Consider the following 21,069-nt stretch of genomic DNA (forward strand, 5'->3'; position numbering starts at 1 on the left):
GCCGATGCTTTTGATCAATCTTATGGGGAGAACGTACAGCCTGCCCCGAATTCCCCGGAACCGACGTCGACAGACGACTTCGAGGCATATATGCCGGGCACTATTTACGCTCCCAGCCAATAGTCGAATTTTAGGGATATGTCGTTCCCCGTTTGTTTCAAATAATCGTTGATCGCCCGGATGTCCAGCGGGTCGAGTAAAATATCGAGTGAATTTTTATAAATCCTTTCGGTCAGATGCACCGCCGACAGCGTATCGAAGATACGATCGTTCATCCGCGTAAAAGACCCGGCCAACGGAATGACGACGAACGGTTTATTGAAAATAATACTGAACACCATTCCATGGAACGAATTGGTGACGACGTACCGGGCATTCCGGATCAGACTGAGCCACTCGTCCACATTGGGATAGATTTTGTCGTATGCGTCCTGCCGTCCCTGACTTGCGACGTATTTCACCTCGATATGCCGGCTTCGAGCCCAAGCATAAACTTCGGCCACATCGAAATCGATTTCATTGCCGAGCAGGTAAAGCAGCAGGTAATCCTGCGAATATAGGCACGGGGCGGCTATCGACGAATAATCGTGCACGGACAACAGCAAAGTAGGATCGGGTACCAATGAAGCGTCGCTGCGTCCCAACTCCCTGCATATTTCCACGCCCTGTCGCTCCCGCAATGCCAGTACGTCGAACCCGGATATGTACCGTTTAATCTTTTTCCGGAGGCTCCCGGCGAGTTTCATACCGCCGAACGACGGCGCATAAGCAATTTTTTTGCAACCTTCCGGCACGAACATCAGGTAATAGACCGGATCGACCGATCCCCAGACCTGATCGCTTCCGGCGATGTATGCATCCGCCCCGGGCGGATCGGTGAAAATATCATATTGATCATAGACTCTCGAAGTGACCGCAATAAAGCGCTCTTTGAATGTCGAAAAATGACGCGGATGGGCAGCATTCTCCTGCCTCACGATCCGGTTCATTTCTTTAAATCGCTGCGAAAAACGGAATTCCTTCCGACGGAATAACCGTAGCGAGATCTTCCTGACGATTCTACACGGAAGAGACAAAACCCATTTCAGGTTTATTTTCCGTCCGGGCGCATATCTTATCAGAAAAGCATCGTGCCCTTTATCCTGCAGAAAACGCTGAAGAGCATAACACTGAAGTATTTGACCGTAATTATCCTCGCTGTTCCAGAAAGTTACGATTCCAATTTTCATATTCTGCAAATATTCTTATGAGACAAAAAGCCAATAGTTACCGGCCCAGCGTTTTTTTGATGAAACTTTTTTGTTTTTCGCTCATAACCGATCGTGCGAAATCCACCAACTTCCCTGTCGTATTCTGTTCGACGGAGCGAATGGCGCGAAGGGCATCGCTCTCGTCCCCGCTGTCGGTAAACACTTCGAAAAGCATCGGCCGGGCGGCCGGTTCAGGAGAGAGGAACCGCTCGTACAGCGCTTCGAATTCATTTTTGTCCGAAGCGCACATGTATTCGAATCCGAGATCTTCCGCATAGTGCCGGATCAATGCCTGCGATTTGTTGCCAAAATGCCCTGCCGCTGCGATATAAGGATCGGCTTCGTCTCCGAAAAGAGCTCCAGGATGGTCATACTGACGAAATTCGGTTCCCCGGCCGTTATTGATTATCAAAATCCGGACATTGTTGCCGACATGACGATTTCCGACCGCATTCATATCGTAGAAAAACGCAAGATCGCCGAAAATACCGAAACAAAGTCGGGTCGGGTCGGCCAACGAAGCCCCGATCAGCGAAGAGACGCCGCCGTCGATCCCGAACCCGCCGACGTTCGAATCGGAAAACACGGACTTCGGTATTTCGAAGAAATTCCACGATCGCAGCGTATTCAGAATGCCGAAATGCAACACGGAGTTCTCCGGAAGAAGAGGCGCCATTTTATACGCCGTCCAAACATTCGAAAAGGGCAAATTCTGCGGAATAGCGTCGTAAACTTTTTGATAAAGCGCCCGACAGTTTTTCAGATATTCATCGGAATGCCTATCGGATACACCGGCATAATGCCCGAAAAAATTCTGCTCGGACATTTCGAATACATAACGCAGTTTATGAAAGGTATCGCGGATCTCGCCGTCCTCGCTGACGCGCCATACAGTCCGAGCCGAAGGATAGTAAGACGCGGATACCTCTCCGATATGAATCAGCAAATCGACGCTGTTGGTTTCGGTTGTAAGCATCTTTTGATTCTGCACCAACGAATAAAGAACCCTGTATCTCCCTTTGTAATTACTCGTATGATCGCAGAAAACGACGGCATCGTGCGCCTCGCAGAATCGATCGACCGCCTCGGTCTGCTCCGAAGTCCATTTCGGATGGGAACCGACGAAAACGGCAACTTTACCTTCAGGAAATTCCGGAAACCGGTCTCCTGCACAAATCCTGTCGATCACGCGGACGGACGGCAGTTCCTTCACCGAATAATCCCTGCTGTAAGTGGTCGCCAAATTGATATGCGCCGGACCGCCGCCGCGATGCTTGAGGGCCAGGATCGCCTTATTGGCATTTATTTCGCAACTCCACGCTTCTTCCTCGTCCCTTACGGCCGGAAGCGAAACGCTTACATGAACGATATCGTTGAGCGGTCTGCTGCGATCGATTACCTGAGGTATATGATGCCCGACCCTGCCTTCGTACTGCGTCGACGTGATCGCCAGTACGGGCAACTTCCGGTAAAAGGCTTCGGTCAGCCCAGGAAGGTAATTTCTCGAAGCTGTAGCGCCCGTACAGCTCAAGACGACCGGCTCGCCGGACTCTGCCGCCAGACCGCACGCCATATAGGCCGCCGAACGCTCATCGACCGAAGAATAGATCTCGAAATAGGGATCTTGCTGTATCGAAGCGACGAACGTTATGTTCGTAGCGCCCGGAGATGCTATGATTTTACGGATGTTATTAGCTTTCAACAGAGCGATCACGATCTGCGCATTGCGTTCGGATGTGTAATACTTTTCCATGATATTTGTCTGACGATTATCGAAAAAAGGATCAATTACCGTTTGATAAGTTTTCGTATGAGTTCAAATAAATTACGGGGCATATACCTTGCCGCCAGATACGCCAAGCGGAATTTTACGGACGGAATCTCACGAAGCGGAGTCCGTTCGCCCGTGATTCTGTCGCAACGGGCTTCCGCCGTCCAAACGATCTGCGCGAACCGCGGATTCCGAACAAAACGTTCCAGACAGAACCGCAATCCGTCGGCCGGTTTCGTAAAACCGGCCGTGTCGCAGAACCGGTCGATTTGCGTATTGTCGAATTTGCGATCATACCATCTGTCATATCGCACCTGATATTGCGTTTCCGGATTTTTCAGGTTGGGAGCCGCGTCAGGCATCACCACTCCGGGACGTGTCCCCAGATGAGTTTCAAGTACATCGAGGTATATTCCCAGCACATCGCTCCATCTGATCGCCTCCGCAGCAGTAACATGAAACGCACGGCCGTTAGCCGCCGGTTTTCCGGCAACAGCGGCTATACCGCACGCCACATCGTAACCATAGGTCAACGTAGTCATTTTTTCCGCGATATCTTTCGGAAAAACGATTTTTCTACCGTTCATAGCCCGGTATAGCCACTGCTCTTTTTCCAGTACGCCCAGTTGCAACCGTATTTCGCTGTAAGTTATATAAGGGCGGACGATCACCCAGTTCGTTTTTCCGGACTGCGACAGTAAATTTTCTTCGCGGGCCTTTGCAAGGGCGTATTCGTCGGTTCGCAGGTAAACTTCATCGTTTACGGTATCCAACAACCTCGGCGAGGTTTCGACGATCGGCTCGTTCGATCCGGCATAAACCCGGGCCGAACTCAAAAAAACATATTGTTTGCATACCGACAACAAGAAATCCACGCGCTCCCTGAATTCGTCGGGCGTATAAACCATAAAATCCACGATGCAGTCCCACTTCGCCCCCACAGGGACAAGCGATCGGACAAAGCCGATATCATGGGCATTTCCCCGTACGTACCGTATACAACCGTTTTCGACGGAGGGAAATTCTTTGCGGGTGGTAACCGTCAGTTCATTCGCAGGATCGGCCGCAAGGATCCCGACCAGGTGCGATCCCATGGCGCCGGTACCTCCCATAATTAAAATCCGCATACTTTTTCAGACATTTTACCGGCCTGTCAATTCGGAATGAAATAATCCGGACATGTATTCTACAAGGAGTCTCCGCCGAGAATTTCTTCTTAAAAAATACCGAAATGAAGAACCATTCAGCAGACGCCTGTCTACGAGGCATCAACCGGACTACTCAGAGCCGTACTATTTTGCGAATAGGCTTTATGAACAGGTCGCGTTCATACTGATTCATTGAGAACCGATAGATACAGGGAAAATATATCAACGAAAAAACAACCGCAACACACAGGAAAGAGAGTACGCTGTCTACCGATACGTATTTCAACAAGATGAACGCGCCGACAGTAATGATCAACGGAGCGACACTCATCCGCGCGATCTCCGTCCAGAAAAGCGGTATATCCAAATGAATTTTGCGCTTATAATAGATATTCAACAGGATGCCATGTCCCAGCACGACCGCTACGGAAGTTACCGCCGCCACACCGAAAGCTCCGAACTGTCTGGCTGCCGGGATGGCCGCAGCCAGACTCGCCGCGGAAACCGCCAGAATAAGGATCGACCTGTATTTCATTTCATTCCTCGCCTGAAGAATCGTAATTCCCAGATTCTGAATCATCGGAATCAGGGTCGAAGCAAAAAACATCAACGCGATAACATAAGTTTCGTCATACCCTTCGCCGGCCCACAACGCGATAAACGGCCGCCCCAACAGAATAAAAGCAGACAGGACATATGCCAGTACGATGTACTGGATACGTCCGATACGAATAAACAGATCGGATACGGTCTGCTCCGACGCGCCGGTAGTGATCATTGCCGTAACTTTGGGTAGGAAAACGCCGGATATCGAGGTCGAAAACGAATAGTACATATCTTTCAGGTAAATCGCTACGGCAAAAACGGCCACGGCTGCGGTGCCGACGGTGGCTCCCAACACAAACTGCCCCGTACCCCAGTAAATGCGGTCCATAATCGCATTCAGAAATATCCAAAACGAATAAACGGTCACTTCCCGGAGAAACCCCCAGCGAAAACGTCCGAAAACGATCCGTATCCCGATTTTGCGACGACAGTAATAATAATTCAACAACAGTGTAACGAGATTGAACAGCGTTTGCACGACTACCATCGCTACGGCCCGATACCCCATTTTCAACAAACAGATCATCACGACGGTGTTAAGCAAGATGCGGACGATCTGAACGACTTTCTGAAAAATAAAATCTTCGTAAGCCGTAACAACGGCTCCGAAAATACTCAGAGGAAAAGTGACGGCCAAATTAAAAATCAAAATGATCATCAACACCTTAGCCCGTTCGACCTCAACGACGGTCATCGTATCTCCGAACAATGCTTCGACATTGAAATACAGTCCCAAGCCGGCTCCGAATGCAAGTATACCGATCACCGAATAGAGGATCAGAAACATTCCGAACATGGCGTATTGCTCCTGCTGTCTGCCTTCCGCGCGAAATTTAGCCGTATAACGGATAATAGCATTTCCAAAGCCGAAATCCATGATCGTCAGATAGGCGATCACAGACGCCACGAGCGAATAAAGACCGTATTCGCTCTGCCCCATCATCCGCAGCATATAGGGCGTATAAAGCAGCCCGACCAGCGAGTTCAGCCCGATCACTACGTAATTTAGAACGGCTCCGGCTTTCAGTTGATTTACGACCATCGGATTTTACCCATTACTATGTCCGAAAAATAAATCTTTTGTAACAGATATTGCATCCAGCACCGACGCATAAAGCGAGGAGACATTCTCGAAACACACCCAATATCATATCCCTATAAGGCCGGTACGAATGTCTCGTACCGCCCGAAAGACACGGGATTACCCCAATACGTACAGGCAAATTCATTCGGCCTCCTGCATTATTTCATGCTGCACCCTGTCCATAATATCGGAGCAACATTGCTCGACGGCGTAACTGGTAGCAAGATACCATGTATCGGTACGAGTCTCGACAGTATTCGCCACCCCTTCGATCAATCCGGCAATCCGCTTCGGCAGATCGTGCTCACAAGGGAACGCACCGGAAATCCGCAACAGATCATACCATGCCGTCAACAACGGAAGTTGTTCGGCGACAGCGTTCTCAGGAAGAACCAAACGTTTCTTATAATAGTTATACGCACGCAACACCGCATCGTGAAAACGATCGTCCCGGAAAGCATCGCTATAATTTTGCAGCAACTCGATCCTACGTACGGCTATTTCCTGAGGAAGTCTTCTCCAGCAACCCTTCGTATCCAGTTCGCCGACCCATTGCCCGCACTTTGCTCGGTAAAACGGGTAATAATCCAATTCCGTATTATCACCCATAACATTTCCCAACTCATAAGCTATACAGCGCAGTACCTCCAACTCCTGTCCTGGATCGGGATCTTTCAAATAACTGTCTAAAAGTCGGTAATATAATCCGCTACATTCTTCGTCTTTTTTTCCGTAAACGCCCCATGCGGATTCTTTAACCAGGCGATACATCCGGCACAAACCATTAACCGAGGTACGATCCATGATCTGATAAAGAATGTCCATCTTGCGGATAATTTTATTGCAATTCAAATAATCACAAGACGACGCAACACAACACAACATACTAATCGACAAATACATACGAAGAAGAGCATCGATACGTACTTCGCTTTGTCCTTTTATGCGGTGATTACACAAAAACGGAAGCAATACCTGTAAATCTGTTTCGGTCATGGAAATTCCGGTTATGGCTGTTAAAATAAGAGATGAACGGGATGAAACGACCGCTGTCTATTCGGATAAAATTTCGATCAGATCGGGATTGACTTCAACCGCGACAGCCAAAGTATTGGGCAACTCTATCACCAGCCGTTTGGCCTTTGCGCCTTTTACCTTCATAAATATGCCTTCAATTCCATCAAACGGCCCTCCGTGAATTCGGATTCGGGTTCCTTTATCGATATTCAACTCCTGAGGCGTAAAATAAATGGGACGTTCCGATCCTTTCACCGCATTGATAAACTGTTCCATCTGGCTGTCGGGAATAATAAGAGGTTCTGCCTGTCTGCCGCCCCGGCGGTACCTATATTGGAAATAATTATCGGCTTCCAAAAAAGGAGCTAAAACTTTTTCGGTAGAATGAACGAACAGCAAATCCCATATTACAGGAACGTAAGCGCGTATTTTCTTACCATTTCGATTTTTAATCTCGCAACGCATAGGAACGAATGTTTCGACAGAAGCTTTATCGAGACGGTCCCGCGTATCCGATTTGCGATTATACAGAAAACGCATTACATACCAAACGAGTCGTTCTTCCTCCATGCATTGTGACATTCGAATTCTCTCTGCTTTCAGGCTTAATCATCGCTAAATTTGAGCTATGGACATAACTCTGAATCCCCTAATATCACCTATATCACTAATACTAAGGTCATTGAAAACTAAAATTCTAAATACGCACTTTCGTATCAGTATCGTTTCTTTGTAAGAGACGGCACTTTATGGGTACAAATATTGGAAATATAAATCTAACGGCCAAATATTCCATCATCATTTATAGCTATTTCGCGCGTTTTTATGTATTACTAACACATTGATTTATATAATTATATACGTGACTTTCAAATCGCAACAGCATTTACTCCGGAAAAGTTCGGAATACGTTATCGAATCGACGATCCCATTGCCCAATTTATATATCTCTTATCCTGAATGATGTATAAACGCTACTCTCTCATTGTTTATTACACTTGTTTACAGTATTTTATTATTCCATGCCGTCTCTTACAAAGAAACATCCTAAACCTATAAATTACCAACAGCGATCCGCAACAAAGAAAACATTGATACCCAGCCCTTGGGGATCATCCTGCATCTCTTTCGTATAGATTCCGGGATTCGCTTTTAAAGCTATTTTTCGCATTCGGTTATCGAAAACGAGCCGCCGCCATTATAATGATTTTGGAGGAAAATACCGGAAAAATTCTCCGGTTCCGAATAAACGGTTATCTTTGCAATAAACATCAGATGATATGATGAAAGAGCGACCGGATTCGGTCATACGGAAAAGATCGCTGGCCGAAGAGTTGGCCGAACGGCTCCGCCAACGGATTACGGACGGGCAATTCGAGGTAGGCGAAAAACTGCCGGCCGAGCCGGAACTGATGCGTATTTTCGGCGTCGGCCGTTCGACGGTGCGCGAAGCTGTGAAGATACTGGTTAACATGGGGTTCCTGAAAGTGCAACAAGGAGCCGGGACGTTTGTCGAGAGCCGGGCGGCGGCGGACGACCCGATGGCGCAACGTCTCCGCCGTGCCGACATCCGCGACCTGGACGAAGTGCGGAGAATACTGGAGGTCGCCATCGTCGAGCGGGCTGCCGGACGGCGTACGGAGCAGGATATCGAAAAGATCGAAAGATCCTTGCGGAACGCGGCGCGACGGCAGCGGCGGGGCGGTTGGAGGCGTGTATCGAAGCGGATATCCGGTTTCATGTCGCTTTGGCGGAAGCTACGCACAACGAGATTTTGTACGAACTCTACCGGTCGGCGACCATCCACCTGCAAAAAGGTTTCGAACACATTTACGTCGATACGGGCTATTTTCTCGCATCGCAGCCTACGCACGAACGGTTGGTACGGGATATAATCGCCCGGGATGCCCGGAAGGCGCTGCATACGATCGGCATTATCCTGAAAGAACCGTAACCCATGAATACGAACTCCTCCTGCGCGCGGCCGCTCCGTAATCCGATGAACCGGACAGTTTATCCGATCCTGTTGATGGTTTGCACCACTCATCTGCTCAACGACATGATGCAGTCCGTCATTCCGGCGGTCTATCCGCTTCTCAAAGAGAAATTCGGCTTTACATTCGCACAAATCGGCGTCATCACGCTGGTTTTTCAGATGACTTCGTCGCTTTTGCAGCCTTTCGCCGGACGTTTGGCGGACCGTCATCCGAGGCCCTACTCGCTAGCCGTAGGGATGTGTTTCACGCTGGCCGGACTGCTCGCGCTGTCCGTAGCCCCCGGCTTTGTCTTTATTTTGGCGGCGGTCGGCCTGATCGGCTGCGGTTCGTCGGTTTTCCATCCTGAATCCTCGCGGGTAGCGCAGCTCGCCTCGGGCGGGCGCAAAGGACTGGCACAGTCGATCTTTCAGGTCGGCGGCAACGCGGGAAGCGCTATGGGGCCGTTGTTGGCGGCTTTGATCGTGATTCCGTTCGGTCAGGCTTCGATCGGCTGGTTCGCATTGGCCGCGCTGCTGGCTATTTTCATACTTATTAAGATCGGGAACTGGTACAAACGGCGGCTGGCCGTAGCGGCACGCAAGACCGTCGCAACGGCGGCGGCGCCGGCTCACGGACTTACGAAGCGAAAAATCCGGGCCGCGCTCATTATCCTGGGCGTATTGGTATTTTCGAAATATTTTTACATCGCCTGTATGACCAACTATTTCACGTTCTTTTTGATGGATAAATTTTCGATGTCGGTACAGGGGGCGCAGTACTGTCTTTTCGCATTTCTGGCGGCTTCGGCGGTCGGAACATTCTTCGGCGGGCCGCTGGGCGACCGCATCGGACGGAAATACGTGATCTGGGGTTCCATTCTGGGGGCCGCTCCCTTCACGCTGATGCTTCCCTATGCCAACCTGGCCTGCACCATCGTACTGGCGGTCGTGATCGGCCTTGTCATCTCGTCGGCGTTTTCGGCGATTCTGGTCTATGCGACCGACCTGATGCCGGGAAAGGTCGGCATGATCGCCGGAGTATTTTTCGGACTGATGTTCGGGCTGGGGGGACTCGGTTCCGCCTTTTTCGGCTGGCTGGCGGACAAAACCAGCATCGAGTATATTTTTCAGATCAGTACGTTGTTGCCTTTGCTGGGTGTAATAACGGGCTTTCTGCCTAATATCGAATCGAAGAAAACCAATAAATAAATAAATCAGCGATGCAGTACACTTTTAAATACCGGTCGCCCCTCGGCGGGATCACGATCGCAGCCGACGACGAAGGCCTGACGGGGCTGTGGTTCGACGGGCAGAAATATTTTGCCGACACGCTGTCGGCCCGGCACGAAGAGAAAATGCTGCCGGTATTCGGGCAGGTCAGGGAATGGTTGGACTGTTATTTCGGCGGCGGCATCCCCGGTTTTACGCCGCCGGTGCACCTACAAGGTTCGCCGTTTCGGCTCGCCGTCTGGGACGTGCTGCGGCAAATCCCGTACGGGGAAACCGTCACTTACGGGGAGATCGCGCGGGAGATCGCCCGGCGACAGGGAGTACGGAACGTATCGGCGCAGGCCGTAGGCGGCGCCGTGGGGCACAATCCCGTCAGCATCGTCGTGCCCTGCCACCGCGTCGTCGGGAGCAACGGAAGCCTGACGGGTTATGCGGGCGGCATTACGCGGAAAGTGCGGCTTCTGAATCTCGAACGGGCGGAAATGTCGGGATTGTTCGTTCCGAAAAAAGGGACCGCATTGTAGGCGGCCGGCCGCTGTCGCGTCTTCTCGTTTAGCCGATGTCCGTCAGGTTGACGAACTTACCGTGCAGCCTGCGCCGCTCGATGAGCAGTTTCAACTGTTTTTGACGTTTGGGAGTGATCCAGCGGCGTGCAAAAATGTTCGGGATGGCCACGCCGATAGCGATGCAAAGGATCATAAGCGAGGCCTGGATGGCATTGTTCATCGCTACGGTGACTTCGCCCACCACGCCGCGCATATCGATGAAAGCAAACAGCGCCCGATACATCAGCACGCCCGGGATCATCGGGATGACGCTGGGAATCGATAGGCAATGGTGAGGGGTGTGGAACCAATGCACCGCCCGCGTTACGATGATGCTGATAAGGGCCGAGCCGACCAAAGAACCGATCACTGGACCCATGTCCAGTCCGATATTGTGGTTGCTCGGGCCAAGATTGACAAAGTTGCGGGAGCAAACGGCGATGACGCCTCCTACGGCCACCACCCAGAGCAACCGGCGCGGGATATTGAAGATCATCGAAAATCCTACGGCCGATATGGCGGCCGCTACGGCGAATTCGAAATAGGTGTGATGCGGCGTCATGCTCAGATCCTTCACGAAGTTGTCGATCCCGCAGACGTGGATGGCCAGCGCGATGCCGAACGACATGGCGACCACGATGAGCAATGTATTGACGGCCCGTGTGATACCCACCTGCACGTAGTTATCCAGCATGTCGCTTACAAAATTAATCAGCGGGACGCCGGGGACGATGAAAAGAGCGCAGGCCATCAGCGGATGCCACGGCGTATCGGAATGGAGAACGGCATGGAGCGGTCCGGGCAGTGCGAGCGTCGATATAAACGTGGAAACCCATGCCAGCAACGTTGAGACGAAGGCGGCGACGGCAATATTCATAAAGTGATTGGAACCCAGATCATTGAGCACCGCACGCAAGCGGAACCCCAGGATAGCGGCCACCGAAGCGTAGAAGAAGGCCGGCCAGTCGCAACCGAACTGGATGCAGAACCCGCCGCAGGCGAATCCCGCGCCGACGGCTACCTGCCAGGGGGTGTAGTTACGTTTGCGGGTACGGATTTTTTCCAGCTCCTCCTCGTATTTTTCCAGCGAATAATCCTCGCGGATGGCTCTCCAGGAGAGTTTGCTGACGGCGGAAATAGCAGTCATGTTGATGCCGTGTTTTTCGCAACTCTGGAATTTGGAAAACGAATGTTCTTCGTCGCCCAGGTTTACCATCAGCATGTTGTAGTTGATGTAAATATGCAGGTGTTCGTCGGGCAGTCCCAGGTAGGCCGCCGTGCGTTTCATGTTGCGCATGATGCGGCTCGTGTCCGCCGCGCTTTCCATCAATAGCTTGCCCGTACGCAGCAGCAGGTCGAGCTTCCGGTGCAAAAGTTTTTCCGAATACTGTGATGTCTTTTCCATAACCGCCTCTCTTTACATCCGACAAACCGGCATTGCCGTGCCGGTGTTCAAAAGTTCCACTACGACGCTGACATACTTTCTCATCCGTATATTTCTCAAAACGAGGATAATTTTTTTCGCTATTTTTCTAAACCCACGAGCAAAAACAGCCTTTTACGAACGGCAGGTCTTCTGACTGACTCCCGCTTTGAAACCTTCCCGGCCCCTTTCGAAACCAGTGGTATCGTATGATCAAAGCGTAAACGGAGCTTCACAGCAGCGGGACTGTCCGGGATTTTCACCCGATTCCCTTTTAATCCGGACGACAGAAAAGCGCCCCCGGAACCGATTCCGAGGCAAAGATAAGTTTTTAAAATTAATTAAAATAGATCCGCCGCGATATTTTAGGGCAACCTGCGAACTTTTTCGGGCGAGAAAGGCAAATAAAAAACTCCCTTCGGGAAGAGCGTTTTTCGAGGTTTGCGCGCCGGGACGGTCGCCGGAAAAGGTCATTCGGATTTGCCGATATATTCTTTGACGACCTCCCCGAAGATTTTAAGTCCTTTCTCGATCCGGTCTCCGGGTATATTGGAATAATTGATCCTGAGGATATTCTCTTTATGCTCGTTCGGAAAAAAGAGCTGCCCGGAACGAAAGCTATTTTTTTTCGAGGCATTTGTTTAAAATTTCGCGCGCCGAAATCCCTGTCGGAAGTTCGATCCAGATAAATAGTCCGCCTTCGGGCCGAATGAATCTTATGTTCGCGGGGAAGTAACGTTCGATGGATCCGACCGCAACGTCCCTGCGCCTTTTGTACACTTCGACTATCTTTCCGATATGCCGGTCGATGTCGTACCGTTGTAGATACCGGGCGATGATCATCTGGGCCATCGTATTGCATTGCAGGTCGGTTCCCTGTTTGACCAACCAGGACGTACTTGCGGATGATGTCCTTGTCTCCGGCGATCCAGCCGATCCGGAATCCGGGGCAGAAAATTTTAGAAAAACGTCCCGTGCACGGGACGTTGCCGGTCGTGTCGAAAGACTTTACCGACGGCAAAGACGCTCCTTCGAATCTTAGCTCGCCGTACGGATTGTCTTCCTGTACCGCGACGCCGTATTTCGAGGGCAGTCCGGCCAGTTTCTTGCGTCTTTCCAGGCTCCACGTTTTTCCATCCGTTCATTTTCAATCCATCCGACTTCCGAGCAGGTTCTTAACACTCTTTTGCCCTCATCTGTAAAGGATTCATTCAACAGTGTCCATTAATTTTACACACCCGGATCGAACCACACAACATAAAATCCTGTATTACAAACATTAGCACATCACGGCATTATTTTCGAACATTGCTGTATCGATTGAAAAAACACTCCGCCGGATCCAAAGCGGAAAAATAAAAACCGACGACCAATATGAGGGATCTGAACATCGCCATACGCTCGCTCTTCAAAAGGGGACGGCATAACGTAACAAAAATCGTCTCGCTGAGTATCGGATTGGCCATCGGTCTGGTACTGATTGCCAAGATCTATTTCGAACAATCCTACGACTCGTTTTATCCGAATGCGGATAGGATCTATCGTTTGACGGGCTACACGAGCAACGAAAACGAGTCGAAGGTCAGCGAATCCGTTTCGGCAATCGTCGCTCCGACCATGAAAGAGGAAGTACTGGGCATCGAAGCCGCAACCCGGCTGACCCATATCGGCGGAGACAGGAACAAATTCATAACGTCCGATAAGCGGCGCTACTCGGTCGGCGGCATCCTGATGGCCGACAGTTGCCTGTTCGACGTGCTGCCGCGTCCGGTACTGTCGGGCGATCCGAAAAAGGTATTGGCCCGGCCCGGCTATGCGATGATTTCGCGCTCGTTCGCCGATAAGCTCGGAGGAATCGACCGGGCAGAAGGCACGGTCATCGCTTCCGACAACAAACCGGAGATGACGCTGACCATCGGAGGCGTATTCGAAGATCCGCCGGAAAACTCGCACTTGCGCTACGACGTACTGGTCACATTGGAGGAAGCGGACGACGGAGGCTTCCTGGCCTGGTTCGGCCGCCACTACCTAACCTATGTGCTTCTGTCCCCCGGCGTCACGCCCGAAACCCTGCGTCCGGCCATCGACCGGATGCAACAAAAACACATCGTCCCCCAAGCCCTGCAAAATGCCGGCGTCGACCGATTGGCATTTTTCCTGAAACCTATAAGGGAAGTGCATACCGGCGAAGCCAATATCCGGAACATGACCGTCATGCTGGCGATCCTCGCTTTCGCGCTGCTGTTCACGGCCGTGATGAACTATATCCTGATCGCGATCTCGGCGATCGTGAACCGTAGCAAAGAAATCGCCCTGACTAAATCGTACGGCGCATCCGGGACCGACATCCACCGTATGACGATGTCGGAAACGCTGGTACATATGATTCTTTCGCTCACTCTGGCCGTCCTGCTGATCCTCGCGTGCCGGGACACCGTCGAAGGATTGCTGAACGTTTCGCTTGCCGCCTTGTTCTTCTCCAAAGGAGCTTTCATCCTGTCGGGCATTTGCGCCATTGTATTTTTCGTAACCGGGTTCGTCCCCGGCATGCTGTTCGCCCGCATTCCGGTAGCGTCCGCCTTCCGCAATTTCAAGGAAAACCAGCGGCATTGGAAGCAGGGATTGCTGTTCATGGAATTTACGGCCTCGGCGCTGCTGGTTTCGCTGCTGATCGTAATCGGCGAACAACACCGGCATATGCTGAACAGCGATCCGGGATACTCGTACGATCGCCTGGCTTACTGCGCGGTCACCGATCTGGATTCGACGGCTCGAACGATGTTGACCGACGAAATCGAAAAACTTCCGGAAGTGGAACAAGTGTCTTCCTGCATAAGACTGCCGTTCGGCCAAATGCCGGGCGGCGCGGCGATGTTACCCGGCACGGACCAGACCTGTTTCGAGATCGCCGATCATTTCCGCGTCGGCGACGGATTTCTGGCCCTGATGGAAATTCCGGTCGTCGAAGGACGTTCGTTTACGGAAGAAGTATCCCATTCCAATGAAATTATGGTAAGCCGCTCTTTCGTCGATCGGATGAAGGATTTCGCGGATTGGCCCGACGGTGCGGTCGGCAAGCGGATCTCGATCACGGGGCACGAGCAGAGAGACTTTACGATCTGCGGCGTATACGAGAATTACCGCATCGGATCGTTGGCCGGCAACCTGGACGATCGGCCCTCCGTCATGCTCTACGGCCGCCAGGATCGGCGCATTCCGTCGAGATACCTGCTCGTGAAGTTTCGCAGGATGACGGCGCAAGCCGTAGAAAAAGCGGATTCCAGATTGCAAGAATTGATGCCGGATGCGGAACTGGAGCTGACGCTTTACTCCTCGAGAATAGCCGGACTGTACGAGAGTTCGCGTATGCTTTGGATCTATGTTACGATCGGAGGTCTGATTACGGTAATCATCTCGCTGATCGGCCTAATCGGTTATACGAATGATGAGATCAACCGCCGCCGCAAGGAAATAGCCATCCGCAAGATAAACGGCGCATCGGTACGAACCATTCTCCGGATTTTCCTCGGGGACATTCTGAGGATAACCCTCCCGGCAGCCCTGCTGGGTTGCGGCATTTCCTACTTCGTTTCGGAATACTGGCAACGGCAATTTGCCGAGAAAGTTCCGCAGAACCCTTTGTTTTTTATCGCGGGCGGCCTGAGCGTTTGCATCATCGTCACCGCCTGCGTGGTTTACCGCACCTGGAAAGTAGCCAACGAGAATCCGGTCAACAACCTGAAGTCGGAATAAACCAAGTTACGTACCCCGGTCTTTTCCTGCTTTTCCTTTCGGGGGCCTAAAAAGAAAAAATCCTTACATATCATGGATACATAAGGATTTTTCTGTCTTTTACAGCCTCTTTATCAGGGCTTTAAGAGCGGAAAACGAGACTCGAACTCGCGACCCTCAGCTTGGGAAGCTGATGCTCTACCAACTGAGCTATTTCCGCATTGAGCGTTGCAAATATCCGTTTTTTTATCCGTTTTAGCAAGTATTTTCAGACAAAAACAACGCATTTTCTCAAAAAACGGCAACCCGGCTGTCGGCATCCCCGTTTACGAACCGTCGGCGCCGGTACGGACAGCCCGGAAGAAACCGCTTTTCCCGGAGCGAAACGTCAATCCATTTTTAGCACGGCGAGGAACGCTTCCTGCGGAACTTCTACGTTACCGACTTGGCGCATCCGCTTCTTCCCCTTTTTCTGCTTTTCGAGCAGTTTGCGCTTGCGGCTGATATCGCCGCCGTAACACTTGGCCGTCACATCCTTGCGAACCGCTTTGACCGTCTCGCGGGCGATGATCTTAGCGCCAATGGCAGCCTGTATAGCGATATCGAACTGTTGACGCGGAATCAACTCTTTGAGCTTCTCGCACATCCTTCGGCCGAATCGTAAGCATGATCGACGTAGGTCAGCGACGACAGCGCGTCGACCGGCTCGCCGTTCAGCAGAATGTCGAGTTTGGCCAGCTTGCTCGGTTTGTAACCGGTCTGGTGATAATCGAACGATGCGTAACCGCGCGAAATGCTTTTCAACTTATCGTAAAAATCGAACACGATTTCGGCCAGCGGCATGTCGAAATTAACCTCGACACGATCCTGCGTGATGAAAACCTGGTTGAGCAGCGTTCCCCGCTTGTCGATACAGAGTTTGATAACGCTGCCGAGAAACTCGGCTTTCGTAATGATCTGAGCGAGAATATAGGCTCTTCGATCGAACTGATCAGCGTAGGTTCGGGCAGCCCCGACGGATTGTGCACATCGATCACTTCGCCCTTACTGGTATGCACCTTGTACGACACGTTCGGCACGGTCGTGATGACGTCCATATTGAATTCGCGATACAGACGCTCCTGAATAATCTCCATATGCAGCAACCCCAGGAAACCGCAGCGGAAACCGAACCCGAGGGCCAGCGACGATTCGGGCTCGTAAGTCAGCGAGGCGTCGTTCAAGTTCAGTTTTTCGAGCGAAGCGCGCAGGTCTTCGTACTGGTCGGTCTCGACCGGGTAGAGTCCCGCAAAAACCATCGGTTTCACATCCTCGAACCCGGCGATGGCTTCCTTGCACGGATTGGCGATCGCAGTGATCGTATCGCCGACCTTGACGTCGGCAGAGGTTTTGATCCCGGAAATAATATATCCCACGTCGCCGGTACTCATCATGTCGCGCGGAGCCATCTTGAGTTTCAGTACGCCCACTTCGTCGGCCGAATATTCGCTGCCGGTATTGAACAGCTTGACACGCTCGCCCTTGCGCAGCGAGCCGTTGAAAATCCGATAATAGGCGATGATGCCTCGAAACGGATTGAACACCGAGTCGAAAATCAGCGCCTGCAGCGGAGCCTGCGGATCGCCTTGCGGAGCCGGAATACGCTCGATAATGGCTCCGAGCACCTCTTCGACGCCCTGTCCGGTCTTGCCCGAAGCGGCCAGAATGCTGTCGGGATCGCACCCGAGCAGGTCGACGATCTGGTCCTTCACCTCGTCGACCATCGCAGCGTCCATGTCGATCTTATTCAGCACCGGAATAATCTCCAGATCGTGCTCCAGCGCAAGATACAGGTTCGAAATGGTCTGAGCCTGAATCCCCTGCGTAGCATCGACCACCAGCAACGCCCCCTCGCACGATGCGATCGCACGCGATACCTCGTACGAGAAATCGACGTGCCCCGGAGTATCGATCAGGTTCAGCACGTACTTCTCGCCCCGATAGGCATACTCCATCTGGATCGCATGGCTCTTGATGGTGATCCCCTTCTCCCGCTCCAGTTCCATATCGTCGAGCACCTGCGCCTGCAACTCGCGCGCGGTCAGCGTCTTGGTCATCTCCAGCAAACGGTCCGCCAACGTGCTTTTACCGTGGTCGATATGGGCTATGATACAAAAATTCCGGATATTCTTCATACATTCTTTTTAAAGCTACGCAAAGTTAGTTATTTTTGCGAATCCTGAAAAAAACACCCTTATGATTCGTCCGCAAACCGTTTCCCGATACGCCTCGATGGTCAAGTTCAGCCATACGATTTTCGCCATGCCGTTCGCGCTGGTCGGCTACGCCTATGCGCTGCAAACGACCGATGCGGAATTTTCGCTGCTGCTGCTCGTAAAGGTACTGCTGGCAATGGTGTTCGCCCGCAACACGGCGATGGGATTCAACCGGTATGCCGACCGGCGGATCGACGCGCTGAACCCGCGCACCCGCAACCGGGAGATCCCGGCGGGCGTGATCACCCCGCGCCGGGCGCTGATCTTCGTGATCGTCAACGCGGCGCTGTTCCTGGCCGTCGCGCTGTGGATCAACCGGCTGGCTTTTTTCCTCTCGCCGGCGGCGCTGCTGGTGCTGATCGGATACAGTTTTACAAAACGTTTTACGGCCTGGTGTCACATCGTGCTGGGCGTCGCGCTCGGAATCGCTCCGGTGGGCGCTTACATCGCGGTAACGGGCGAAATAGCCGTCTTCCCCGTCCTGCTGACCGGACTGGTCATCACCTGGTGCGGCGGGTTCGACGTGATCTACGCCCTGCAGGACGTCGAGTTCGACCGCAGTCATTCGCTGCACTCGATCCCGGCGCGTTTCGGCGTACGGGGAGGCATCCTGATCAGCATTCTGCTGCACCTGATCAGCGTTTACGCGGTCGTCGTCGCCGGACTGTATTACGGGGGCGGCACGCTGTACTGGATCGGCGCGGGACTGTTCGTCGGATTGCTGATCTTCCAACACCTGCTGGTGTCTCCGAAGAACCTCTCCCGGATCGGTCTGGCATTCGGAACGACGAACGGCATTGCCAGCGTCTGCTACGCCGCTTTCACGATCGCCGACCTGTGTTTCTAAAACGCTTCTGCCGGAAACATACGCCGGCCGACGGCAAATAAACGAGCCGGCCGGACAAAACCTGTCCGTTCCGAGAACTCCCGAACGAAAGGATCGTCCGTGCCTTTCCCGTAGAATCGTCGCATTCCGATCTTCCCCGGCAAGTCTATGGGCAGAGACATCTGCAAAGGAGAAAAAACCGATGCAACGCATATCCCGCCTCCGCGGCCCGACCTTTGTTTCCCGAGTATCCCCCCCCCCGAACGAACCTACAAAAAACGAGGCGGAAAGCCGTATCGACTTCCCGCCCGTTTCTATATGGTTATTCTTCTTTTCTATCGCAGCGAAATCTCGCTGGAACCGATCATATGCCCGTCGGTATAGATCTTGACCTGGTATTTTCCGCTGGTAATCCCCGGCCCGTTATAGAAGAGACTTACATTCAGATCATTGTTCTGGTAATCTACCGAACGCATCGCCGAATAGGTGATCGAACTGCCTTCGAAATCGAACAGCGCGTTGCTACCGTTCACCAGCGGATAGCCGTCGGGGCCGATGATCTGCGTATAAACGTTCCGCTCGCCCGGCGTGGAGAGTTCGTTGCCTACCAGCACCAGATCGACCCGGAGCCGTTCCGCGCGGTTCGCACGCGACACTTCGCGGTCGGACTTACTGAGCGCCACGAGGCGTATGTCGCGCGCCCGGATTACGGAACCCTGCCGCACCTTCGTCGACAACTCCTGCGATTTCTCCTCGGCCGACTCGGCGCGCAGGCGGTAATCCAGGATTTTCTTTCGGATCGAGCTGTTTTCGCTGACCAACTTTTTATTAATCGTATTGAGCGAATCGATCTGACGGATGTACCCGGTCATCACCTCGCGCATATAGGTCATTTTTTTCTCGTATTCGCGGATTTTCGCATAGCTCAGACGGCGCTCCTTCTGCAGGGTCTGCAACAGCGAATCGGCTTTCTGCCGTTCGCCCTCGTAATGAACCGAAAGCGTATCGTTCAGCGTTTTCAGCGTGTCGTAATCGTTCAGCAGCGAAGTGAGCTGACTGGTCAGCGTATCCCGTTCGATAGCGAAATCCTCTTGCATCTGCTTGACCTGCATAAAGTAGATCGCCGACAGCGCCACCAGGATCACCGCCATGATGATAATCATGATCTTCAATCCTTTGACCGACTTGTTCGGGCCGCCGCCGTCGTATCCAGGATCGTAATTGTTGTTGTAATCGTAATTCGGGCCTCCGTAATTTTGGTTGCCATAATTTTGGTTACCGTAGTTCTGATTCCCGTAACCCTGGTTATTGTACGGCTGCTGTTGATTGTAATCTTCCATAACGTCAAAAGATATCTTTCAGTTGCAAATATAATAACTTTTTAATTTATTTTGCTATCCAGCGGGTATTTAAGATTTTCGTACTTCAGCAGCCGCGCCCGGATCGAACCGACGCGGATCGGCGACTCGACGTAAACCGGAATCCGGTTGCGGTCGTCGGTGATCCACAGCGTGAACTCGTTGCCGTCCTCGAACGACTCGCCGGTCGAAGTGGCCATCTGGCAGCGGAACTTCAGCGTCCGGAATTTCCCGGTACCGCGGACATTCTTGTTCTCGCGTCCGAGCAACTTGTAACGGATCACGCGGATCGTATCCTCCAGCACAAGGTTCATCGTCCCGGCTCCGCCGGCCTTCTCCAACTCGCTCAGATCCGACCCGCGCAGATTGAAAAAAAGCGCCAGCGCATCGTAACTGCCGTCGATGAGCTTCAGTTGTTTGTGGTTGCTGTTCTCGTTCTTATGGTTCCGGAAGGTATTGTTCACCACGTATTGATCCCAGTCGTAAACAAAACTGCTGGAATAGCGGTACTTGCCTTCGCGGATCTCGGTCTGCAACTCCAGCGGACGCAGCGTTACGGAATCCAGAATACTGACATACTGATCGTTCAAATCGAAAAACCAACGGTAAAACGGATAGGTCTTGCCGAGCGCATCGACCTGAAAAGCCTGCTGCCCCTTGTAATCCTTCGAAGACGTGGCGATAATCACTTCGGCCACGTCGGTCATCACGAACGACACTTTGTAACTCACCGCATATTCCAACCGTTCGCCGTCGCCGAACGCCCTGCCGTCGAACGCATCCTGCGCCCGAAGCTGAACGGCCATCGCTACGGCCGACACAAACAAATAAAAAAATCGTCTCATAACA

The 21,069-nt window shown here is 52.1% G+C and carries 14 protein-coding genes, 1 tRNA gene, 3 pseudogenes and 1 riboswitch; of the genes and pseudogenes, 6 read left to right on the plus strand and 12 right to left on the minus strand.

Translation table 11 applies throughout. From position 1 onward, the window contains the following. Window positions 1-104: 104 nt before the first annotated feature. From DW082_RS08855 to DW082_RS08880, 6 genes are all read right to left on the minus strand, one after another. Complete coding sequence (locus DW082_RS08855; RefSeq protein ID WP_147386995.1) at window positions 105-1,229, minus strand: polysaccharide pyruvyl transferase family protein; 1,125 nt, start codon at window positions 1,227-1,229, stop codon at window positions 105-107. A 37-nt stretch (window positions 1,230-1,266) separates the two neighbouring features. Continuing rightward, window positions 1,267-3,003: a thiamine pyrophosphate-binding protein gene (locus DW082_RS08860; RefSeq protein ID WP_101574002.1), complete on the minus strand. Its 1,737-nt coding sequence runs from the start codon at window positions 3,001-3,003 to the stop codon at window positions 1,267-1,269. Between the two features lie 35 nt (window positions 3,004-3,038). Continuing rightward, a complete protein-coding gene (locus DW082_RS08865; protein ID WP_101574001.1) occupies window positions 3,039-4,148 on the minus strand; it encodes an NAD-dependent epimerase/dehydratase family protein in 1,110 nt (369 codons plus the stop codon). Window positions 4,149-4,302: 154 nt separating this feature from the next. Next, window positions 4,303-5,817, minus strand: coding sequence for an oligosaccharide flippase family protein (locus DW082_RS08870; protein ID WP_118458262.1), 1,515 nt, complete (start codon window positions 5,815-5,817; stop codon window positions 4,303-4,305). 183 nt (window positions 5,818-6,000) lie between these two features. Then, the gene (locus tag DW082_RS08875) at window positions 6,001-6,855 is read right to left on the minus strand and encodes a hypothetical protein (RefSeq protein WP_118458264.1); all 855 of its coding nucleotides are present in this window, start codon (window positions 6,853-6,855) and stop codon (window positions 6,001-6,003) included. 57 nt (window positions 6,856-6,912) lie between these two features. After that, the gene (locus DW082_RS08880) at window positions 6,913-7,446 is read right to left on the minus strand and encodes a UpxY family transcription antiterminator (RefSeq protein WP_172970798.1); all 534 of its coding nucleotides are present in this window, start codon (window positions 7,444-7,446) and stop codon (window positions 6,913-6,915) included. 713 nt (window positions 7,447-8,159) lie between these two features. Here DW082_RS08880 and DW082_RS15040 point away from each other — a divergent pair. From DW082_RS15040 to DW082_RS08895, 4 genes and pseudogenes are all read left to right on the plus strand, one after another. After that, window positions 8,160-8,330: pseudogene (locus tag DW082_RS15040) on the plus strand (FadR/GntR family transcriptional regulator); the annotation flags it as partial. Between the two features lie 251 nt (window positions 8,331-8,581). Further along, a complete protein-coding gene (locus DW082_RS15045) occupies window positions 8,582-8,830 on the plus strand; it encodes a FadR/GntR family transcriptional regulator (RefSeq protein ID WP_259335566.1) in 249 nt (82 codons plus the stop codon). A gap of 45 nt (window positions 8,831-8,875) precedes the next feature. Further along, window positions 8,876-10,060, plus strand: coding sequence for an MFS transporter (locus DW082_RS08890; RefSeq protein ID WP_101574042.1), 1,185 nt, complete (start codon window positions 8,876-8,878; stop codon window positions 10,058-10,060). Between the two features lie 11 nt (window positions 10,061-10,071). Beyond that, on the plus strand, window positions 10,072-10,605 hold the full coding sequence (locus DW082_RS08895; protein ID WP_101573993.1) for a methylated-DNA--[protein]-cysteine S-methyltransferase: 534 nt from the start codon (window positions 10,072-10,074) through the stop codon (window positions 10,603-10,605). A 28-nt stretch (window positions 10,606-10,633) separates the two neighbouring features. On the opposite strand, the gene DW082_RS08900 is transcribed toward DW082_RS08895, so the two are convergent. Both DW082_RS08900 and DW082_RS08905 read right to left on the minus strand, forming a co-directional pair. Then, window positions 10,634-12,031 carry a threonine/serine exporter ThrE family protein gene (locus tag DW082_RS08900; protein ID WP_055205105.1) on the minus strand — a complete coding sequence of 466 codons (1,398 nt, stop codon included), beginning with the start codon at window positions 12,029-12,031 and terminating at the stop codon, window positions 10,634-10,636. Between the two features lie 143 nt (window positions 12,032-12,174). Beyond that, window positions 12,175-12,375: riboswitch (cobalamin riboswitch) on the minus strand. 144 nt (window positions 12,376-12,519) lie between these two features. Continuing rightward, window positions 12,520-13,184: pseudogene (locus DW082_RS08905) on the minus strand (PLP-dependent aminotransferase family protein); the annotation flags it as partial. A 239-nt stretch (window positions 13,185-13,423) separates the two neighbouring features. On the opposite strand from DW082_RS08905, the gene DW082_RS08910 reads away from it, so the two are divergent. Continuing rightward, entirely contained in the window at window positions 13,424-15,802 is a 2,379-nt protein-coding gene (locus tag DW082_RS08910; RefSeq protein WP_118458266.1) for an ABC transporter permease, read from the plus strand. Between the two features lie 126 nt (window positions 15,803-15,928). Here the strand turns inward: DW082_RS08910 and DW082_RS08915 are convergent. Together DW082_RS08915 and lepA are read right to left on the minus strand one after the other, a co-directional pair. Continuing rightward, window positions 15,929-16,001: transfer RNA gene (locus DW082_RS08915), tRNA-Gly, on the minus strand. Window positions 16,002-16,169: 168 nt separating this feature from the next. Further along, window positions 16,170-17,955: pseudogene (lepA, locus tag DW082_RS08920) on the minus strand (translation elongation factor 4). Window positions 17,956-18,016: 61 nt separating this feature from the next. Between lepA and DW082_RS08925 the strand changes: the two are divergent. After that, window positions 18,017-18,883: a UbiA-like polyprenyltransferase gene (locus tag DW082_RS08925; protein WP_055205101.1), complete on the plus strand. Its 867-nt coding sequence runs from the start codon at window positions 18,017-18,019 to the stop codon at window positions 18,881-18,883. A gap of 314 nt (window positions 18,884-19,197) precedes the next feature. Here the strand turns inward: DW082_RS08925 and DW082_RS08930 are convergent, their stop codons facing one another. After that, on the minus strand, window positions 19,198-20,202 hold the full coding sequence (locus DW082_RS08930; RefSeq protein WP_055205100.1) for a hypothetical protein: 1,005 nt from the start codon (window positions 20,200-20,202) through the stop codon (window positions 19,198-19,200). A 41-nt stretch (window positions 20,203-20,243) separates the two neighbouring features. Continuing rightward, window positions 20,244-21,065 (minus strand): DUF3108 domain-containing protein, encoded by an 822-nt coding sequence (locus DW082_RS08935; protein WP_070103329.1) that lies wholly within the window; start codon window positions 21,063-21,065, stop codon window positions 20,244-20,246. Window positions 21,066-21,069 lie beyond the last annotated feature (4 nt).

This window comes from Alistipes sp. AF48-12 (genome assembly GCF_003477565.1).
GTDB lineage: Bacteria > Bacteroidota > Bacteroidia > Bacteroidales > Rikenellaceae > Alistipes_A > Alistipes_A hominis.